17 protein-coding genes are annotated in these 15,140 nt (G+C 70.4%); 10 read left to right on the top strand and 7 right to left on the bottom strand.

Annotated features, from left to right (window positions below):
• Positions 1 to 37 precede the first annotated feature (37 nt).
• Entirely contained in the window at positions 38 to 349 is a 312-nt protein-coding gene (locus ACFWCK_RS05705) for an ArsR/SmtB family transcription factor (RefSeq protein WP_378804953.1), read from the top strand.
• A 46-nt stretch (positions 350 to 395) separates the two neighbouring features.
• Here the strand turns inward: ACFWCK_RS05705 and ACFWCK_RS05700 are convergent, their stop codons facing one another.
• Positions 396 to 866 carry a hypothetical protein gene (locus ACFWCK_RS05700; protein WP_378804952.1) on the bottom strand — a complete coding sequence of 157 codons (471 nt, stop codon included), beginning with the start codon at positions 864 to 866 and terminating at the stop codon, positions 396 to 398.
• Between the two features lie 207 nt (positions 867 to 1,073).
• Between ACFWCK_RS05700 and ACFWCK_RS05695 the strand changes: the two genes are divergently transcribed.
• From ACFWCK_RS05695 to ACFWCK_RS05675, 5 genes are all read left to right on the top strand, one after another.
• On the top strand, positions 1,074 to 1,472 hold the full coding sequence (locus ACFWCK_RS05695; RefSeq protein WP_233311634.1) for a helix-turn-helix transcriptional regulator: 399 nt from the start codon (positions 1,074 to 1,076) through the stop codon (positions 1,470 to 1,472).
• Positions 1,473 to 1,493: 21 nt separating this feature from the next.
• The gene (locus ACFWCK_RS05690) at positions 1,494 to 2,471 is read left to right on the top strand and encodes an SRPBCC domain-containing protein (RefSeq protein ID WP_378804951.1); all 978 of its coding nucleotides are present in this window, start codon (positions 1,494 to 1,496) and stop codon (positions 2,469 to 2,471) included.
• A gap of 147 nt (positions 2,472 to 2,618) precedes the next feature.
• Entirely contained in the window at positions 2,619 to 3,173 is a 555-nt protein-coding gene (locus tag ACFWCK_RS05685) for a hypothetical protein (RefSeq protein ID WP_378804950.1), read from the top strand.
• Positions 3,174 to 3,268: 95 nt separating this feature from the next.
• A complete protein-coding gene (locus tag ACFWCK_RS05680) occupies positions 3,269 to 4,324 on the top strand; it encodes a DUF998 domain-containing protein (protein ID WP_378804949.1) in 1,056 nt (351 codons plus the stop codon).
• 53 nt (positions 4,325 to 4,377) lie between these two features.
• On the top strand, positions 4,378 to 4,593 hold the full coding sequence (locus tag ACFWCK_RS05675; RefSeq protein WP_233311630.1) for a hypothetical protein: 216 nt from the start codon (positions 4,378 to 4,380) through the stop codon (positions 4,591 to 4,593).
• 68 nt (positions 4,594 to 4,661) lie between these two features.
• On the opposite strand, the gene ACFWCK_RS05670 is transcribed toward ACFWCK_RS05675, so the two are convergent.
• Positions 4,662 to 5,834, bottom strand: coding sequence for an epoxide hydrolase family protein (locus tag ACFWCK_RS05670; RefSeq protein WP_378804948.1), 1,173 nt, complete (start codon positions 5,832 to 5,834; stop codon positions 4,662 to 4,664).
• A gap of 61 nt (positions 5,835 to 5,895) precedes the next feature.
• Between ACFWCK_RS05670 and ACFWCK_RS05665 the strand changes: the two genes are divergently transcribed.
• A complete protein-coding gene (locus ACFWCK_RS05665) occupies positions 5,896 to 6,858 on the top strand; it encodes a helix-turn-helix transcriptional regulator (protein WP_378804947.1) in 963 nt (320 codons plus the stop codon).
• A 61-nt stretch (positions 6,859 to 6,919) separates the two neighbouring features.
• Here the strand turns inward: ACFWCK_RS05665 and ACFWCK_RS05660 are convergent, their stop codons facing one another.
• Positions 6,920 to 7,513, bottom strand: a complete 594-nt coding sequence (locus ACFWCK_RS05660; protein ID WP_378804946.1) for a helix-turn-helix domain-containing protein — start codon at positions 7,511 to 7,513, stop codon at positions 6,920 to 6,922.
• A 78-nt stretch (positions 7,514 to 7,591) separates the two neighbouring features.
• Between ACFWCK_RS05660 and ACFWCK_RS05655 the strand changes: the two genes are divergently transcribed.
• Both ACFWCK_RS05655 and ACFWCK_RS05650 read left to right on the top strand, forming a co-directional pair.
• Positions 7,592 to 8,542, top strand: a complete 951-nt coding sequence (locus ACFWCK_RS05655) for an NAD(P)/FAD-dependent oxidoreductase (RefSeq protein ID WP_378804945.1) — start codon at positions 7,592 to 7,594, stop codon at positions 8,540 to 8,542.
• Positions 8,539 to 8,832, top strand: a complete 294-nt coding sequence (locus ACFWCK_RS05650) for a hypothetical protein (protein ID WP_378804944.1) — start codon at positions 8,539 to 8,541, stop codon at positions 8,830 to 8,832. The genes ACFWCK_RS05655 and ACFWCK_RS05650 overlap by 4 nt, the downstream gene beginning before the upstream one ends.
• Before the next feature lie 120 nt (positions 8,833 to 8,952).
• Here the strand turns inward: ACFWCK_RS05650 and ACFWCK_RS05645 are convergent, their stop codons facing one another.
• The 3 genes from ACFWCK_RS05645 to ACFWCK_RS05635 all read right to left on the bottom strand — a co-directional run bounded on the left by ACFWCK_RS05645 (position 8,953) and on the right by ACFWCK_RS05635 (position 13,034).
• Positions 8,953 to 9,309, bottom strand: coding sequence for a protealysin inhibitor emfourin (locus tag ACFWCK_RS05645; protein ID WP_378804943.1), 357 nt, complete (start codon positions 9,307 to 9,309; stop codon positions 8,953 to 8,955).
• Positions 9,290 to 10,333, bottom strand: coding sequence for a M4 family metallopeptidase (locus tag ACFWCK_RS05640; protein ID WP_378805041.1), 1,044 nt, complete (start codon positions 10,331 to 10,333; stop codon positions 9,290 to 9,292). Before ACFWCK_RS05640 ends, ACFWCK_RS05645 begins: the two co-directional genes overlap by 20 nt.
• 169 nt (positions 10,334 to 10,502) lie before the next feature.
• Entirely contained in the window at positions 10,503 to 13,034 is a 2,532-nt protein-coding gene (locus ACFWCK_RS05635) for a DEAD/DEAH box helicase (protein ID WP_378804942.1), read from the bottom strand.
• 80 nt (positions 13,035 to 13,114) lie between these two features.
• Between ACFWCK_RS05635 and ACFWCK_RS05630 the strand changes: the two genes are divergently transcribed.
• Entirely contained in the window at positions 13,115 to 14,197 is a 1,083-nt protein-coding gene (locus ACFWCK_RS05630; protein WP_378804941.1) for an ATP-binding protein, read from the top strand.
• Positions 14,198 to 14,215: 18 nt separating this feature from the next.
• On the opposite strand, the gene deoD is transcribed toward ACFWCK_RS05630, so the two are convergent.
• Complete coding sequence (gene deoD, locus ACFWCK_RS05625) at positions 14,216 to 14,929, bottom strand: purine-nucleoside phosphorylase (RefSeq protein WP_378804940.1); 714 nt, start codon at positions 14,927 to 14,929, stop codon at positions 14,216 to 14,218.
• Positions 14,930 to 15,140 lie beyond the last annotated feature (211 nt).

Here is a 15,140-nt window from a genome sequence, read left to right as displayed (position 1 = left end):
ACTCGCCCTGACGGAAAGGTTCAAGTATTATCGAACCATGCCAGGCGCCGTCGACCTTCCGCATCCGGAACGCTCCGAGATCGAGCTCACCGCGGTGCTCTTCGCGCTCAGCGATCCGGAACGCCTGTCCATCGCGCGCCAGCTCGTCGACGGTCCGCTCGACATGGCGGCGTGCCACGCGACGGACCCCGACCTGCCGAAGTCGACGAAGTCGCACTTCATGAAGGTGCTGCGCGAGGCGGGCGTGATCCGCAACGAGCCCAACGGGCGCCGCCGCATGCTCACCCTGCGCCGGGATGACCTCGACGCGAAGTTCCCCGGCCTGCTCGACGCCGTTCTGGGTTCGTAGAAGGCCTGAGCGGGAGTGGGATCCGGAGCGCACGCTGTTCCGGCGGTCAGCCCGGGGTGATCTCCTGCACGGTGGTGTGGGTGCGGCCCGCCGCGTCCGTCGCCTCGTATTGCACCGGCATCCCCGGATGCGCGAGCGCGAACCAGAACACGGCGCTGCCGTCGTCATCGCCCACGTCGTAGCGCAGGCATGCGAGGCGCCCGAGCGGGTGCTCGATCGTCTCGGTGACCACGACCGTCCGATCCGCGGGGAACGCGGCATGCGCCTGCAGATCCCGCCAGGTGACGCGCTTCGAGACGGCTGCGCCGGGGCTGGCGAGGGCGTGGCTGGTCAGCGTGGCACCGTCGTCATCGCCGTCCGAGAAGCGGTTGATCCGTTCGAGTGAGGTGCCGTCGGCTGCTTCATCGAGTATTCGGATCACTGCCCCGTGGCGCAGTGCCGCGCGGATCTCGTCGGCCGTGAACGGCGTCGGCAGCAGCCCCTCGGCGACGATGTGCGGATCCGGGTTCTCGTCCATGCGGTCAGGATAGGCCCGGCGGGACTGGCATGGCGGTAGGGCGGCTCTGCGGGCCGCCCGGACCTGGAGCCCCGCTCAGACGGCGGAGCTGGCCGCGTCGGAGCGGGAGCGTCGTGTCCGGGCGTGGTCGACCGGGGCGGACGATCGCTGGATTCCGACAAGTCCGTGTCTTGACATCCGGATCCGGCCGGCCTAATCTACAACCAAATGGTTGTACGAGATGAACTGAGCGATGAACAGATCGACCGAGTGTTCCAGGCCCTGGCGGCGAGCACGCGGCGCGACATCCTGCGCCGCACGATCGCCCAGGAGCAGTCCGTGTCCGAGCTCGCTCGCGACTACGACATGTCGTTCGCGGCGGTGCAGAAGCACGTGGCGGTGCTCGAGGCGGCCGAACTCATCGTCAAGCGCGCCGAGGGACGCGAGCGGCTGGTCCGCGCTAATCCCGAGATGATCGCGCGCGCTCGGGCGCTGCTCGCCCGCTACGAGGACTTGTGGCGAAGCCGCATCTCGCTGCTCGACCAGCTGCTCGCCGAGGACTCCGGCCCTGACGTCGACACCGACACCGATCCCGGATCCGCGCCGCGCGGATCCACCACCACCTGACCGACACAGAAGGAGGGTGACATGCCTGTCACCGACGTGATCACCGATCCCGAAAACCTGACGCTGACGATCCTCGCCGACTTCGCCGCCCCGGTGGAGCGCGTGTGGGCCGCATACTCCGACCCGCGCCAGCTCGAGCGCTTCTGGGGCCCGCCCGGATGGCCGGCCACCTTCACCGAGTTCGACCACACGGTCGGCGGCATCGCGCAGTACCGGCTCGACGGCCCGCGCGGCGAGAAGTCGTCGGGGCGATGGGAGTTCACCCGCATCGAGGCGCCCGCGCTGTTCGAGGTGCTCGACTCGTTCGTCGACGACTCCGGCCAGCCGATCGACGGCTTCCCGGCGATGCGGATGACGCTGGAGTTCGCTCCGACCGCCGAGGGCACCCGCATGACCGGCACCAGCCACTTCGAGTCGGCCGAGGCGCTCGAGCAGGTCGTCGCGATGGGCGTGATCGAGGGCACGAAGGCCGCGATGAGCCAGCTCGACACGGTGCTGCAGGATCTGCGCGCCTACGCCCAGGGCAAGGGCACCCGCGTCGAGCTGCTGGATGACACGCATGTGCGCATCACGCGGCTCGTCGAAGGTCCGCAGGATCTGGTGTGGCGGGCCCACCACGAGCCGGAACTCGTGAAGCAGTGGCTGCTCGGGCCGGACGGCTGGGAGATGACGGAATGCGTGATCGCCACCGAGCCGGGTCAGGCGTACCGCTACTCCTGGGCCCCGACCGGAGACACCGCGGGCCAGGCCTTCGGCTTCGAGGGAGAAGCGCTGTTCGTCGATGCCACGCGCCGCGCGGTGACCACCGAGAAGATGCAGGGTACCGACGGCCCGGTCACGCTGAACGACCTCAACCTCTACGAGGAGGACGGCGCGACGCTGATCACGCTTCTCGTCGAGTACCCCGACGCCGAGACCCGCGACATGATCCTGGCGACCGGCATGGTCGATGGCATGGAGGCGTCGTACGTGCGCATGGAGGACCTGGTCCTGGTCTGACCGCCGCCCCGAACGCAGGAGATCCTGGTCGTCCCTCCCGTCTCGGGAGCGGTTCCGGCCGGGATCTCCTGCGTTCCGGGCGCAGCCCTCGGGCGAGGGCGCGAGCGGGCGGACATCGACAGGGGTTCGACGCGGTACCTTCGAGGGGTGTCCGCGGTCGTGGTGAAGGTCCTCCTCGTGCTGGCCGTCCTGATCCTCGCGGCGGCCGCCGTGTCACGGATGCGCGGGCGCCGATCGGTGGGACCCGTGCGGCAGCGCATGCCGGTGTTCGTACCGCTCGCGGGCGCGCTGTTCGTCGCCGTCGGGCTGATGATGGGGCTGGCCTCCTTCACCGAGAACAACAGCGACGGCATGCTGTGGCCGCTGCGGATCGCCTCGATCGGGATCCTGCTCGGTGGCGTGGTGTTCCTCGTGATGTACCGCAACTTCTACGTCGAGCCCCGGGTCGACGAGATCGCGTTCCGCACGGTCTGGGGGCGCGAGGCCGTGATCGCCTACGCCGACATCACCGACTTCTCCGTGCAGGCGTCCGGCGGGGGGTTCCGGCTGACCGTGCGGGGCTCGTCCGGTCCGCGGCTGCGGCTGAATCCACGTCTCTTCGACGTCTCGCCGCTCCTGCGCGCGAACGAGTTCCGTCAGCGAAACGGGCGCTGGCCCCTCCGCGGTGAGATGCACGGCGGCACGGGCGCCGTCGCGCGCTGACGGACTCCGGTGTCCGCGGCGGTCGATCGGGTCCGGATCCATGGTCCGCGGACGGTCGCCGGGCCGACGTCGGCGGGACGTGGTTCGATGACCGCATGGACACCTCGCGCGGGCTGCGCAACGAGACGCGCACGGTGTGGGCGACGGCGCTCTGCTTCGCCCTCGGCACGCTCGCGGGGCTTGTCGCGCTGCTCGGTCCGCCCCGTGCGCTCACCGGACCCGGATCGCTGAGCCAGCCCGTGGCGGTGATCGCCGGCGTCATCGCGGCGGCTGCGTTCGTCGTCAGCACGGTGCAGCACCGCCGTGGCGAGACCGACTCGATGCCGCCATGGCAGACGGCGGTGTCGCACGTGTCGGCCGTCGCGCTGACCGTGGCCTTCGCGGCGGTGACCGCGTTCGGGGTGCTGCTGGGCGGCGTCGTCTTCGGCGCCGGCCTGCACGACTTCACCGCCCCGACCCTGGGCGGCGCCCTCGTCGCAGGCGTCGCCGCGGCGATCGGCGGACGGTTCGCCTACACCGCCGGCGTCGGGATCCGCACGCGGGATCTGGCTACCCTGCTGTTCGGGTTCCTCACGATCGGCACGCTGTTCGCGATGGCGACCGCGTCGGATCCGCTGTGGTGGCAGCAGAACTTCTCGCAGCTCGGCCTCGGCGCCCGCGGCTGGGCGTTCAACGGCACCCTGGTCGTGGCGGGGCTGCTGTTCGCCACGGTCGGCGCGTACATCGGCCGCGACCTGCACCGGCTGCGCGGTGACGGCGCACTGCGCGGGATCGCCGTGGTCGTCGCCCTCTGGGGCGCGACCGGGGCGGCTCTCGCCGTCGTGGGCTTCGTGCCGATCGAGCTGAACCGCGTCGTGCACTGGATCGCGGCCATCGGCACACTCGCGCTGTTCGCGCTCGCCGCCCTGATCTCGACGCGGGCGCTGCCCGGCCCGCCGCGGGCGCTCGTGATCGCCACGGTGGGCCTCGGCGTGCTGCTGGTGGCGGCGGTGCTGCTGCACTGGCCGATGGGGCTGTACTCCTCGGCCGGGCTCGAGGCGATCGCCGTGGGGCTGGGCCTGGTCTGGATGACCACCTTCGTGCGCGTTCTGGCCGTGCTGGTGCCGGACGCCCCGCGGATCAGCGCCCGGGCGACGCTCCTGCGCGGCTGACCCTCGGGGATCCGGCGGATCCGCTCCCGCACCGGCGGGCGCACAATGGACGCATGGGCATGTTCACGCAGAAGCCGGAAGAGCCGAGCGAATGGGCGGCGCTGCCCGGTGAGCTGTTCGACCGCGACGAGGCTGATCTGCTCCCCGAGCAGCCGACGGCGGATCCGTTCGGGCTCGGTCTCGGCACGCCGACGTCCGCGGCGAGCGTGGCGATCCCGCTGCCGCCCGTGGAGCCGGACACGGGCGGTGCCGCCGAGCCCACGCGCTGAGCCGTGTACCGAGCCGGCGCGCTGAGCCCGGTGTCGAGCCGGCGCGCTGAGCGACGGCCCTGGCCGCGTCAGGCCCGCAAGGATCCGAAGAACGCGCGGATGTCGTCGATGAGGAGGCCCGGCTCCTCCATGGCCGCGAAGTGGCCGCCGCGATCCTCGACGTCGGTCCACCGCACGATGCGGTGGTGCTGCTCCTCGGCGAATCGCAGGCCGATGTCGTGCGCGAACACGATCACGGCGGTCGGCACTCCGGAGCTCGGCTTCGGCGCCTCCCATGCCGTGTTCAGCGCGTAGACCAGCGCCGCGGACGATCCGCCGCTGGCCGTGAACCAGTACAGCGCGGCGTTCTCGAACACGAAGCGCTCGCCCAGCACGTCGACAGCGTCGGCGTCGACCGGGTGGGTCCACGCCTGCAGCTTGTCATAGATCCACGCGAACTGGGCCACCGGGCTGTCCGCGGTCATGGCGCCGATGAGGCCCGGCCGTGTGCCCTGGATCGCGATGTAGCCGAACTCGCGCTGCATGAACTCGCCGACGCGGCGCACCCGATCCTGCTCCAGCGTGGTGAGCCGGGCCGTCGTCTCCTCGTCGAGCCCGCCGAGGAAGGATCCGCCGAGCGATCCGTTCGCGTGCACGCCGAGCACGCGCTCCGGCGCCTGCTGCGCGATCTCCGGCGCCACCGCCGCGCCGTGGTCGCCGCCCTGCACCGCGAAACGGTCGTAGCCGAGTCGCGTCATCAGCTCGATGTAGGCCGCAGCCGTGCGGGCGACGGTCCAGCCCGCATCCTCGAGCGGCGTGGAGAAGCCGAATCCGGGGTGTGAGGGGATCACCACGTCGAACGCATCGGCGGCGTCCCCGCCGTGCGCGACAGGATCCGTCAGCGGCCCGATCAGACCCTCGAACTCCAGGAAGGATCCCGGCCAGCCGTGCATGAGCAGGATCGGGGTCGCCCCCGGATGCGGAGAGCGCACGTGCACGGCGTGGATCGTCTGCCCGTCGATGCGCGTCACGATCTGCGGGTGGCTGTTCAGGCGCTCCTCGGTGGCCCGCCAGTCGTGCCGCTCCCACCGGGCGACGAGGTCGCGGAGCACCTCGACGGGCACGCCGTCGTGCCAGGTGTCTCCGGGCAGAGGGCCGGGGAAACGGGCGCCGCGGAGCCGGGCGCGGAGGTCCTCGACGGCGGTCTCGGCGATCTCGATACGGAACGGGAGGACGGCGGATTCGCTCTGTTGTGCGTTCATGACTTCAGCTTCTCGCCATCAACGGCCAGAATATGACCGGATAGGGAAGAAGCATGGTCGCATGACACGCACCACCGGACGCACGCTCGCTCTCCTCTCGCTCCTGCAGATCCGCCACGAGTGGAGCGGCGTCGAACTGCGCGAGCGGCTCGAGGTGAGCGATCGCACGCTGCGCCGCGACATCGACGACCTCCGCGAGCTCGGATACGGCATCGAGGCCACGCGCGGCCGACACGGCGGGTACCGGCTGGGGCCGGGTGCGAGCGTGCCGCCGCTCGCCCTCTCCGCTGACGAGTCGATCGCGATCGCTGTGGGGCTGCGGGCCGCCGCGAACAGCGCTGTCACCGGGATGGAGGAGGCCGCGGGGCGCGCGCTGGCGAAGCTCGAGCAGTCCCTCTCCTCGGCGGCGCGCACCCGCATCGCCGAGGTCGAGCGCGCCCTGGTGCCGCTGGACCCGACCCGCACAGCGGACGCGGCGGTGGATCCGGGTGTGGTGGCGGCGATCGCGGCCGCCATCCATGCCCGGCAGCGCCTCCGCCTGGACTACACCCGCCACGACGGCGTCGAGGTGCGCCGCATCGTGGAGCCGCACAGGATCGTGCATACCGCCCGGCGCTGGTACCTGATCGCACTCGATCCCGAGCGCGAGGCATGGCGCACGCTCCGGATCGACCGGATCCGCGGCCCGCTGATGCTGCGGGAGGGCTTCCCGGCCCGGGAGATCCCGGAGGAGTCGCTGCGGGAGTTCACGGCGCACAGCATCACCACCGCGCCCTATCGCTACCGTGCGCGGGTGCGCATGTACGCTCCGGCGACCGAGGTGCGCCGTCATTTCGACGCCACGGTCGCGGTCGTGACCGAGGAGGGGCCTGAGACGAGCATCCTCGTCGCGGGGTCCCGCTCGCCGGAGGAGTTCGCGCTCTACCTCGGAGCCACGGGGATCCGCTTCGTCGTCCTCGAGGGCGACGAGGTGCGCACGGCTTTGCGCGCGGTCGCCGTCCGCCTCGTCGCGGCGTCCGACTGAGGGCGCGGACGCGTCGACGCCGATGTCACTCGCGACCGACCTGCCGTCGCCGGTGTCCTGCTCAGTGCACGACGGTGTCGTCGCTCGCCTCGGGGATGTGCACCCGTGCGCCGTTGCGATCGAAGAGACTGAGGATCTCCGCGGGCGCGTCGCCCGTGGCCCCGAACCAGTGCGGAGTGCGGGTGTCGAAGTCGGCGACCTCGCCCGGTCCGAGAACGAGGTCCCGTTGGCCGACGATGAGGCGGATGCGCCCGCTGAGGACGTAGATCCACTCGGATCCGTCATGCCTGCGCAGCTCGCCGGGGCCGGGAGAGGCGGGCAGCACGACCTTCCACGCCTGTACGCCCCCGGGATTGCGGCTCAGCGGGATCACGATGCGCCCGTTCCTGCGCCGTGGACGAAACTGCACGCGCGGATCCCCGAACTCGGGCGCGCCGACGAGGTCGTCCAGGCTCATCCCGTACGCCCGCGCCAGGGGGAACAGCAGCTCGAGGCCGGGCCGGCGCAGGCCGCTCTCGAGCCGGGACACGGTGCTGGCCGAGGTGCCGGCGAGCTCTGCGACCTCGGCGAGGGTGAGGCCGCGACTGGTCCTGATGCGCTGCAGGCGCGGTCCGATCCCATCCAGCGCGGCGGCGAGGTCTGCGTTCGTGTCCACATCGACAAGAACACCAGGGGTTTGCGGTTTCTGCAAGAAGGATTGCCAGATCGTACCGTCCGACGCGAACCTGGACGCATGACCCGAGAACAGTTCGACACCGCGATCGTCGGAGGCGGAGCCGCAGGACTCAGTGCCGCCCTCGTCCTCGCCCGCTCCCGCCGCTCCGTGGTGCTCCTCGACGCCGGCGCACCCCGCAACGCGCCTGCCGCGCACATGCACGGCTTCCTCTCGCGCGACGGCTTCCCGCCGTCGCGACTGCTGGAGATCGGACGCGAGGAGATCGCGTCCTACGGCGTGCGCCTGATCCCGCACCCCGTGGTGTCGGCCGCGGGCGACGCCGAGGACGGGTTCGTGTTGACGACCGAGGAGGGGTCCGAGATCTCCGCCCGTCGGATCATCCTCGCGGCGGGTGTCGAGGATGTGCTTCCGGACATCCCCGGCGCCCGAGAGTCCTGGGGGCGCTTCCTCCTGCACTGCCCCTACTGCCACGGCTACGAGGTCGGCGATCGGGCACTGGGCGTGCTCGGCGGCGTTCCGGGCGCGGTGCGGCATGCGCTTCTCGTCCGTCAATGGTCGCCGGATCTGACCTTCTTCACGAACGGCAGCGTGCTCACGGAGGAGGACGAGCACCAGCTCCGCGCGCGGGACATCCGCATGCAGGACGGCAGGGTCGCCGAACTGCTCGTCGACGGCGAGCGCTTCGGCGGAGTGCGGCTCGACAGCGGTGACGTGGTCCCCGTCGACGCGCTGTTCCTCCGGCCGGATTCCCGCCCTCGCACCGAACTCGTGGTGGCTCTCGGCGGTGCCGTCGACGGCGCGGGCTTCGCGCACGTCGATGCGTCGGGGCGCACCGCCGTTCCCGGAGTGTGGGTGACGGGCAACCTCGTGGATCCGCGTGCGCAGGTGATCACCGCCGCAGGTCACGCCAATGCGGTCGCGATGGACGTCAACGCCGATCTCGTCGACGAGGACGTCCGCGGTGCACGACGCATGCCGGCGCTGAGCGGAGAGGCGGCCGACGCATGACGCACCCGTCCGGCCCGATGGTCCCGCCCGACGCTGCGGCTCCGCCCGCCTCGACGGCTCCCGCGATCCCTCGGCCGCCGAGTCAGCACACGCTCGCGCTCATGATCTGGATCGCCGTGACGCCGACCCTCTTGGCGATCAACCTGCTGCTCGGTCCGCTGATGGCGGGAATCCCCGTGATCCCGCGCACGATCATCACGGTGACGATCGCCGTCCCCATCGTGATCTACGGGCTCATGCCGTTGCTGCACAGGATCCGCCGGCGCTGGGCGGCATCCCGCAGATCCTGACCGGCAGGTGCCGGGAGCGACGCGGCCGGCGCGCTCTGCGCGAGATGTACGCCCTGGGTGGCGGGGGTGTGTGACGCAGGCCGCCTTCCGCCCCTCGGGCGACGGGCTCGGCTGCCGAGATCAGGCCCGGCGGGTGCCGGCGTCGGCCTCCTGCACGGCGTCGACGAGCGCCCGCCACGGACCCTGCAGGTGCTCCTCGGGGATCACCTGCTCGTGGCGCTCCCGACGGATCCGCACCTCGATCCGCCACACGAAGCGGTCCGCCCCGGTGCCGGCCGGCGGCTTCTCGTCCCAGGGGCAGCGCTCGACGAGCAGCATCCAGTGCTCGGTCTCGCCGCCGGAGGGCTGGACGCTCCAGCGCCGCGTCATCCCGGCGATCCCGCCGCTGCGGGCGACACGGATCGCGACGCCGTCGTCGCCGGCGGCAGCGGAGTCGGCGGGGACGCCGACGGGCGGATCAGCCGGCGTGTCGCTCATCGCCCGTCGCCTTGATCACGCCGACCGAGGCCCAGGCCATGCGCGCGGCGTCCCCGGTCGCCGTGCTCACCGCGTCCGCCTCCTTGATCGTCGCGTTCGCGAACTGCGCGAACGTCGCCGACGAGGAAAGGCCCCCGGTGAGCGCGCGGTACCAGACGGATCCGGCGGCCTCCCAGGCGCGACCGCCGAGTTCGACGGCGAACAGCGCGAACGCCCGGTTCGGGATGCCCGAGTTGATGTGCACCCCGCCGTTGTCGTCGGTGGTCGTGACGTATCCGCTCATGTCGGCCGGCTGCGGATCCTTGCCGAGCTCGGGATCGTCGTAGGCGGTGCCAGGGTGCAGCATCGACCGCAGCGCCTTGCCGTGCACCGCAGGGGTGAAGATGCCGGCGCCGATGAGCCAGGTCGCCTGATCCGCGGTCTGATCGAGCAGGTGCTGCTCGGTGAGAGCGCCGAACACGTCGGCGAGCGACTCGTTCAGAGCGCCGGGCTGGCCCTGGTACTCCAGGCCCGCAGTGTGCTGGATCACACCGTGGCCCAGTTCGTGGCCAATCACGGTCACCGAGGCGGTGAAGTGCTGGAACACCTGGCCATCGCCGTCGCCGAACACCATGCGCTCGCCGTTCCAGAACGCGTTGTCGTATCCGGATCCATAGTGCACTGTCGCGTCCAGAGGCAGGCCCTGGCCGTCGATCGAGTTGCGCTGGAAGGCGTCGAGCAGCATCTGGAACGTCGCGCCGAGCCCGTCGAACGCCTGGTTCACCGCGACGTCGGCGACGGTCGGCTCGTCCTCCTTGCGCACCACGGTGCCGGGCAGGTTCTCGGTGCCGTGCGCGTCGCTGATGGTGCGATTCGGTGCGGCCTCGACTGTGGCGACGAGCGTGCCGTTCTCGTCGATGGAGAGCTGCAGCTGCGCGCGGTGCTGCGCGGGCGCCGGCGCGATCAGGGTCTGCCTGGCCGCTTCGGCGGCCTGCGTGTATCGCTCCGACTCAGCGAGCTTCGCCAGCAGATAGGAGGGGATGATTCCCTGGTGGATCGGCCCCCGCCGGCGTGCTGTTCGCGGCCCCCCGCGCCCTTCGTGAATCGTCATGACGTCCTCCGTTTCGCTCCGTGTCCTCGACGATACGCCGGGCGCAGGACATCGGCTCCGGGAGCTCGGGGATCCCTCCGGAGATGATGAGATGGGCATCCGGCTAGAGCCGGGCCACGCCGGTCACGGCGACGACGGCCTCGCCCGCCTCATCGGAGGCGTCCAGATCCACCATCGCGGAGATCCGCCAGTCGTGGTCGCCGACGGGATCGTCGAGGATCTGCTGCACCGCCCAGGCGCGCGCCGGCCGCTCATGATCGGGCCCGCCGGTCTCGTCGATGATGAGCAGCGCCGCGCTGCGGGCGTCGGGTCCGGTGCGGATCTCGTCGTGCTCGGCGAAGTAGGCGTCGAGGGCGGCATCCCAGCCGTCGGCGCCGAACTCCGGATCCAGCGCGGCGAGGGCGTCCAGATCCTCTCGGGCGGCGAGCTGCACGCGGCGGAACAGCTCGTTGCGCACGAGGATCCGGAAGGCGCGGACGTTCGTCGTCAGGCGTTTCGGGGCCGGCGGCACGACCGGCTCGTCGGAGTGCGAGACGGGGTGGCCCGAGACGAGCTCCTCCCACTCGTCCAGCAGGGAGGAGTCGACCTGGCGGACCAGTTCGCCCAGCCACTCGATCAGATCCCGCAGCTCCTCGGTCTTCAGGTGTTCGGGAATGGTCTGCGAGGCCGCGCGGTAGGCGTCAGAGAGGTAGCGGAGCACCACTCCTTCCGAGCGCGCAACCTTGTAGAGCGCGACGTATTCCCCGAACGACATGGCTCGCTCGTACATGTCGCGGACGACCGACTTCGGGTGCAGCTCGAAGTCGCGGATCCACGGCTGAGCGGCGCTGAAGGTCTCGAACGCCGCCGACAGCAGCTCCTCGAGGGGCTTCGGGTAGGTGATCTCCTCGAGCGCCTCCATGCGCTCCTCGTACTCCATGCCCTCGCGCTTCATCGCGGCGACGGCCTCGCCACGGGCGACGAACTCCTGCTGGCTGAGGATCGCCCGCGGGTCGTCGAGGGTCGCCTCCACGATCGAGAGCATGTCCAGCGCGAAAGCCGGATCCTCAGGGGCCAACAACTCGAACGCCGCCAGCGCGAAGGGCGACAGCGGCTGGTTCAGCGCGAAGTTCGGCTGCAGGTCCACCGTGAGCCGTACCGAACCGTCGTCGGGATCGCGTTCGACGATGCCCGACTCCCGCAGCGTCCGGTAGATCCCGAGCGCTCGGATCGCGAGGATGCGCTGCTTCGCACGTGGTTCGTGATTGTCGTATACCAGTGCGCGCATATTGGCGAACACGTCGCCGCCGCGACCGATCACGTTGAGCATCATGGCGCTCGTGATCTGCATGTGCGAGGTCAGCGTCTCGGGCTCGGCGGCGATGAGCTTCTGGAACGAGGGCTCCCCCCAGGACACGAAGCCGTCCGGGGCCTTCTTGCGGATGATCTTGCGCTTCTTCTTCGGATCGTCTCCGGCCTTGCGGATCGCGGCGAGGTTCTCCGACTCGTGCTCGGGCGCTTGCGCGACGACGGTCCCGGCGGTGTCGAACCCCGCGCGGCCCGCCCGACCGGCGATCTGGTGGAACTCGCGTGCGTTGAGCTGGCGCATCCGCGTGCCGTCGAACTTCGTGAGCGCCGTGAGAAGAACCGTGCGGATCGGCACGTTGATGCCGACGCCGAGAGTGTCCGTGCCGCAGATCACGCGCAGAAGGCCCCGCTGCGCGAGCTGCTCGACCAGGCGCCGGTACTTCGGCAGCATGCCCGCGTGGTGCACGCCGATGCCGAGCCGGAGCAGGCGCGCCAGGGTCTTGCCGAACGACGTGGTGAAGCGGAACCCGCCGATGAGCTCCGCGATCTCGTCGCGCTGCTCGCGCGTGGCGACCTTCGCGCTCGCGAGCGCCTGGGCGCGCTCCATCGCGGCGGCCTGAGAGAAGTGCACGATGTAGACCGGCGCGCGGTCGGTGTGCAGCAGATCCTCGATCGTCTCGTGGATCGGGGTGGTCTCGTAAAAGAAGTGCAGGGGGACGGGCCGCTCCACGCCTGTGACGACCGCGGTCTCGCGTCCGGTGCGGTGGGTGAGGTCCGCGGCGAGCTCCGTCACGTCGCCGAGCGTGGCCGACATGAGGATGAACTGCGCCTGCGGCAGAGTGAGCAGCGGCACCTGCCACGCCCACCCGCGATCCGGGTCTCCGTAGAAGTGGAACTCGTCCATGACGACCTGGCCGACCTCGGCATCGGGTCCCTGGCGCAGCGCGAGGTTGGCGAGGATCTCCGCCGTGCAGCAGACGATCGGGGCGTCGGCGTTCACGGCGGAGTCGCCGGTGACCATGCCGACGTTCTCGGCGCCGAACACGTCGACCAGGCTGAAGAACTTCTCGCTGACGAGCGCCTTGATCGGGGCGGTGTAGTAGGTGCGGCGCCCGTCGGCGAGGGCGGCGAAGTGCGCGGCGACCGCGACGAGCGATTTGCCGGTGCCGGTCGGGGTGCTGAGGATCAGGTTCTGCCCCGACACGATCTCGATGACCGCTTCGTCCTGCGCCGGGTAGAGCGAGATCCCGGTGGACTCCGCCCATTCCACGAACGCCATGTAGACCGCGTCGGGATCCGGGTCCCCCTCGGCGGAGCGGAGGACGGACGGATCGAGGCGCGCAGACATGATGTGTCGATCATCCCACCGACGGGTGAACGGCGGGACGCGAGGAGTCCGGCCGCGCCCGCCGCCCTAGGATGACGGTCATGCCCGCGGATCTGCCCATCGGAAGCCTCCTCGACTCGGAGGCGCCCGCCTTCCTGAACGCCTCTCGGCTCAACCGGCACACGTTCTGGTGCGGGCAGAGCGGATCCGGGAAGACTTACGCGCTCGGTGTGCTGCTCGAGCAGGTGCTGCTGCACACGCGACTTCCCGTCGTCGTGTTCGATCCGAACTCCGACTTCGTCGCGCTGGGGAAGGTGCGCGACGACGCCCCGGCCGCGGAGGCCGCCGCGCTGCGCGAGCGCGACGTGCGGGTGCTGCACTCCGCACCGGGGCGAGACGACAGGCTCCTGGTGCGCTTCGTCGACATGGATGTCCGCTCGCGGGCCGCCATCCTCCAGCTGGATCCGATCCGGGACGCGGAGGACTACAACCTCATGCTGCGGATCGATGCCCAGTACCTCACCGACGAGCAGAAGCCCGTCGTCGAGTGGCTGCGTGAGAGTGGCGATCCGGGCTATCTGCGCATCGCCAAGCGCATCGAGAACCTCGGCCTCCCGGACTGGGACATGTGGGCATGGGATCGACGAGATGTGACCGACATCGTCGGAGACCGTGCGGACGCGACGGTGATCGACCTGGGGCACTTCGCCACCCCGGCGCAGATGCAGACCGCCGCTCTGGCGGTGCTCGACGAGCTCTGGGCGCGACGTCAGGAGCGCATCGGGCGACTGATCGTGATCGATGAGGCGCACAATCTCTGCGGTCCGGATGCGTCGACCCCGCTGCAGCGTCTGCTCGCGCAGCGGATCGAGCAGATCGCCGCCGAGGGGCGCAAGTACGGGCTGTGGCTGCTGCTCTCCACGCAGCGCCCCTCGAAGGTGCACCCGAATGTGATCTCGCAGTGCGACAATCTCGCGCTCATGAAGATGAGCTCCGAGCGCGACCTCGCCGAGCTGGGGGAGGTGTTCGGCTTCGCGCCGGCCGATGCCATCGCGCGGTCGCCGCTCTTCGCGCAGGGGCAGGCGCTCTTCGCCGGCGGTTTCGCTCCCCGACCTCAGCTCGTGCAGATGGGGGCCCGGCTCACCCACGAGGGTGGATCCGACGTGTCGATCGCCCTGCGCTGACCGACCTCGTCGGCCGGCTCAGACCGCGATCGCGGCCTCCAGGGCGATCCGCACCATGTCGCCGAAGCTCTGTTCGCGCTCCAGCGCCGTCGTCTCCTCGTGGGTGACGAGGTGGTCCGACACGGTGCAGATGCTGAGCGCGCGGCGGCCGTAGAACGCGGCGAGCGTGTAGAGCGCGCTGGTCTCCATCTCGACGGCGAGCGCCCCGTGCGCGACGAGCGGCTCGGTGAGTTCGGGGCGGGTGTTGTAGAACTGGTCGCCCGAGAACAGCAGGCCGATGTGGACCGCGTGCTCGAGATCCATCCGCTCGCTCGCCTCGACGGCACGGCGCAGCAGCGCGAAGTCGGCGACGGGTGCGTAGTCCTGGCCGTGGAAGCGGATCCGGTTGATCCCCGAATCGGTGCACGCCCCGTTCGCGATGATGATGTCGCGCATGCCCACCTTCTCGGTGAGCGCGCCGCAGGAGCCGACCCGCACGAGAGTCTGCACGTCGTAGTCCTGGAAGAGCTCGTTCGCGTAGATCGACATCGACGGCTGCCCCATGCCCGATCCCTGCACCGAGACGCGATGTCCCTGCCAGGTGCCGGTGAAGCCGAGCATGCCGCGGACCTCGGAGTAGAGCTCCGCTGAGTCGAGGAAGTTCTCCGCGATCCACTTCGCGCGCAGCGGATCCCCCGGGAAGAGGACGACGGGGGCGATCTGACCGGGTGCGGCGGCGATGTGCGTGCTCATGCGGCCAGGCTAGCGATCGCGGTCCCGGCCCGGGTCTCGCCGGGGAGGAAGTGCGAGAGTCCGAATCCCGTTTGGAATGCCAAACAGGATTAATTGGTCAAGAAGGTGCGTGACAAGCGCCTTCTGGTATGCCATCCTGATTCCGACGGCGCTGTCGATCAGATCCCCGGGAACCCGCCCGAACGCGATCGAGCATCCGCTCCGTCCTCAA

Origin of the sequence: Microbacterium sp. NPDC060117 (assembly GCF_042729315.1) — a bacterium.
GTDB lineage: Bacteria > Actinomycetota > Actinomycetes > Actinomycetales > Microbacteriaceae > Microbacterium.
The sequence above is the reverse complement of the archived record's forward strand: the minus strand, read 5'-3'. Positions and strand labels throughout refer to the sequence as shown.

What these genes read in the sequence shown, in the direction of transcription:
- ACFWCK_RS05670 (WP_378804948.1), bottom strand. Translation starts at nt 5,834, where the DNA reads ATGAACGCACAACAGAGCGAATCCGCCGTCCTCCCGTTCCGTATCGAG.
- ACFWCK_RS05695 (WP_233311634.1), top strand. Translation starts at nt 1,074, where the DNA reads ATGGTTGTACGAGATGAACTGAGCGATGAACAGATCGACCGAGTGTTC.
- deoD (WP_378804940.1), bottom strand. Translation starts at nt 14,929, where the DNA reads ATGAGCACGCACATCGCCGCCGCACCCGGTCAGATCGCCCCCGTCGTC.
- ACFWCK_RS05675 (WP_233311630.1), top strand. Translation starts at nt 4,378, where the DNA reads ATGGGCATGTTCACGCAGAAGCCGGAAGAGCCGAGCGAATGGGCGGCG.
- ACFWCK_RS05690 (WP_378804951.1), top strand. Translation starts at nt 1,494, where the DNA reads ATGCCTGTCACCGACGTGATCACCGATCCCGAAAACCTGACGCTGACG.
- ACFWCK_RS05665 (WP_378804947.1), top strand. Translation starts at nt 5,896, where the DNA reads ATGACACGCACCACCGGACGCACGCTCGCTCTCCTCTCGCTCCTGCAG.
- ACFWCK_RS05635 (WP_378804942.1), bottom strand. Translation starts at nt 13,034, where the DNA reads ATGTCTGCGCGCCTCGATCCGTCCGTCCTCCGCTCCGCCGAGGGGGAC.
- ACFWCK_RS05630 (WP_378804941.1), top strand. Translation starts at nt 13,115, where the DNA reads ATGCCCGCGGATCTGCCCATCGGAAGCCTCCTCGACTCGGAGGCGCCC.
- ACFWCK_RS05680 (WP_378804949.1), top strand. Translation starts at nt 3,269, where the DNA reads ATGGACACCTCGCGCGGGCTGCGCAACGAGACGCGCACGGTGTGGGCG.
- ACFWCK_RS05650 (WP_378804944.1), top strand. Translation starts at nt 8,539, where the DNA reads ATGACGCACCCGTCCGGCCCGATGGTCCCGCCCGACGCTGCGGCTCCG.
- ACFWCK_RS05700 (WP_378804952.1), bottom strand. Translation starts at nt 866, where the DNA reads ATGGACGAGAACCCGGATCCGCACATCGTCGCCGAGGGGCTGCTGCCG.
- ACFWCK_RS05705 (WP_378804953.1), top strand. Translation starts at nt 38, where the DNA reads ATGCCAGGCGCCGTCGACCTTCCGCATCCGGAACGCTCCGAGATCGAG.
- ACFWCK_RS05645 (WP_378804943.1), bottom strand. Translation starts at nt 9,309, where the DNA reads ATGAGCGACACGCCGGCTGATCCGCCCGTCGGCGTCCCCGCCGACTCC.
- ACFWCK_RS05655 (WP_378804945.1), top strand. Translation starts at nt 7,592, where the DNA reads ATGACCCGAGAACAGTTCGACACCGCGATCGTCGGAGGCGGAGCCGCA.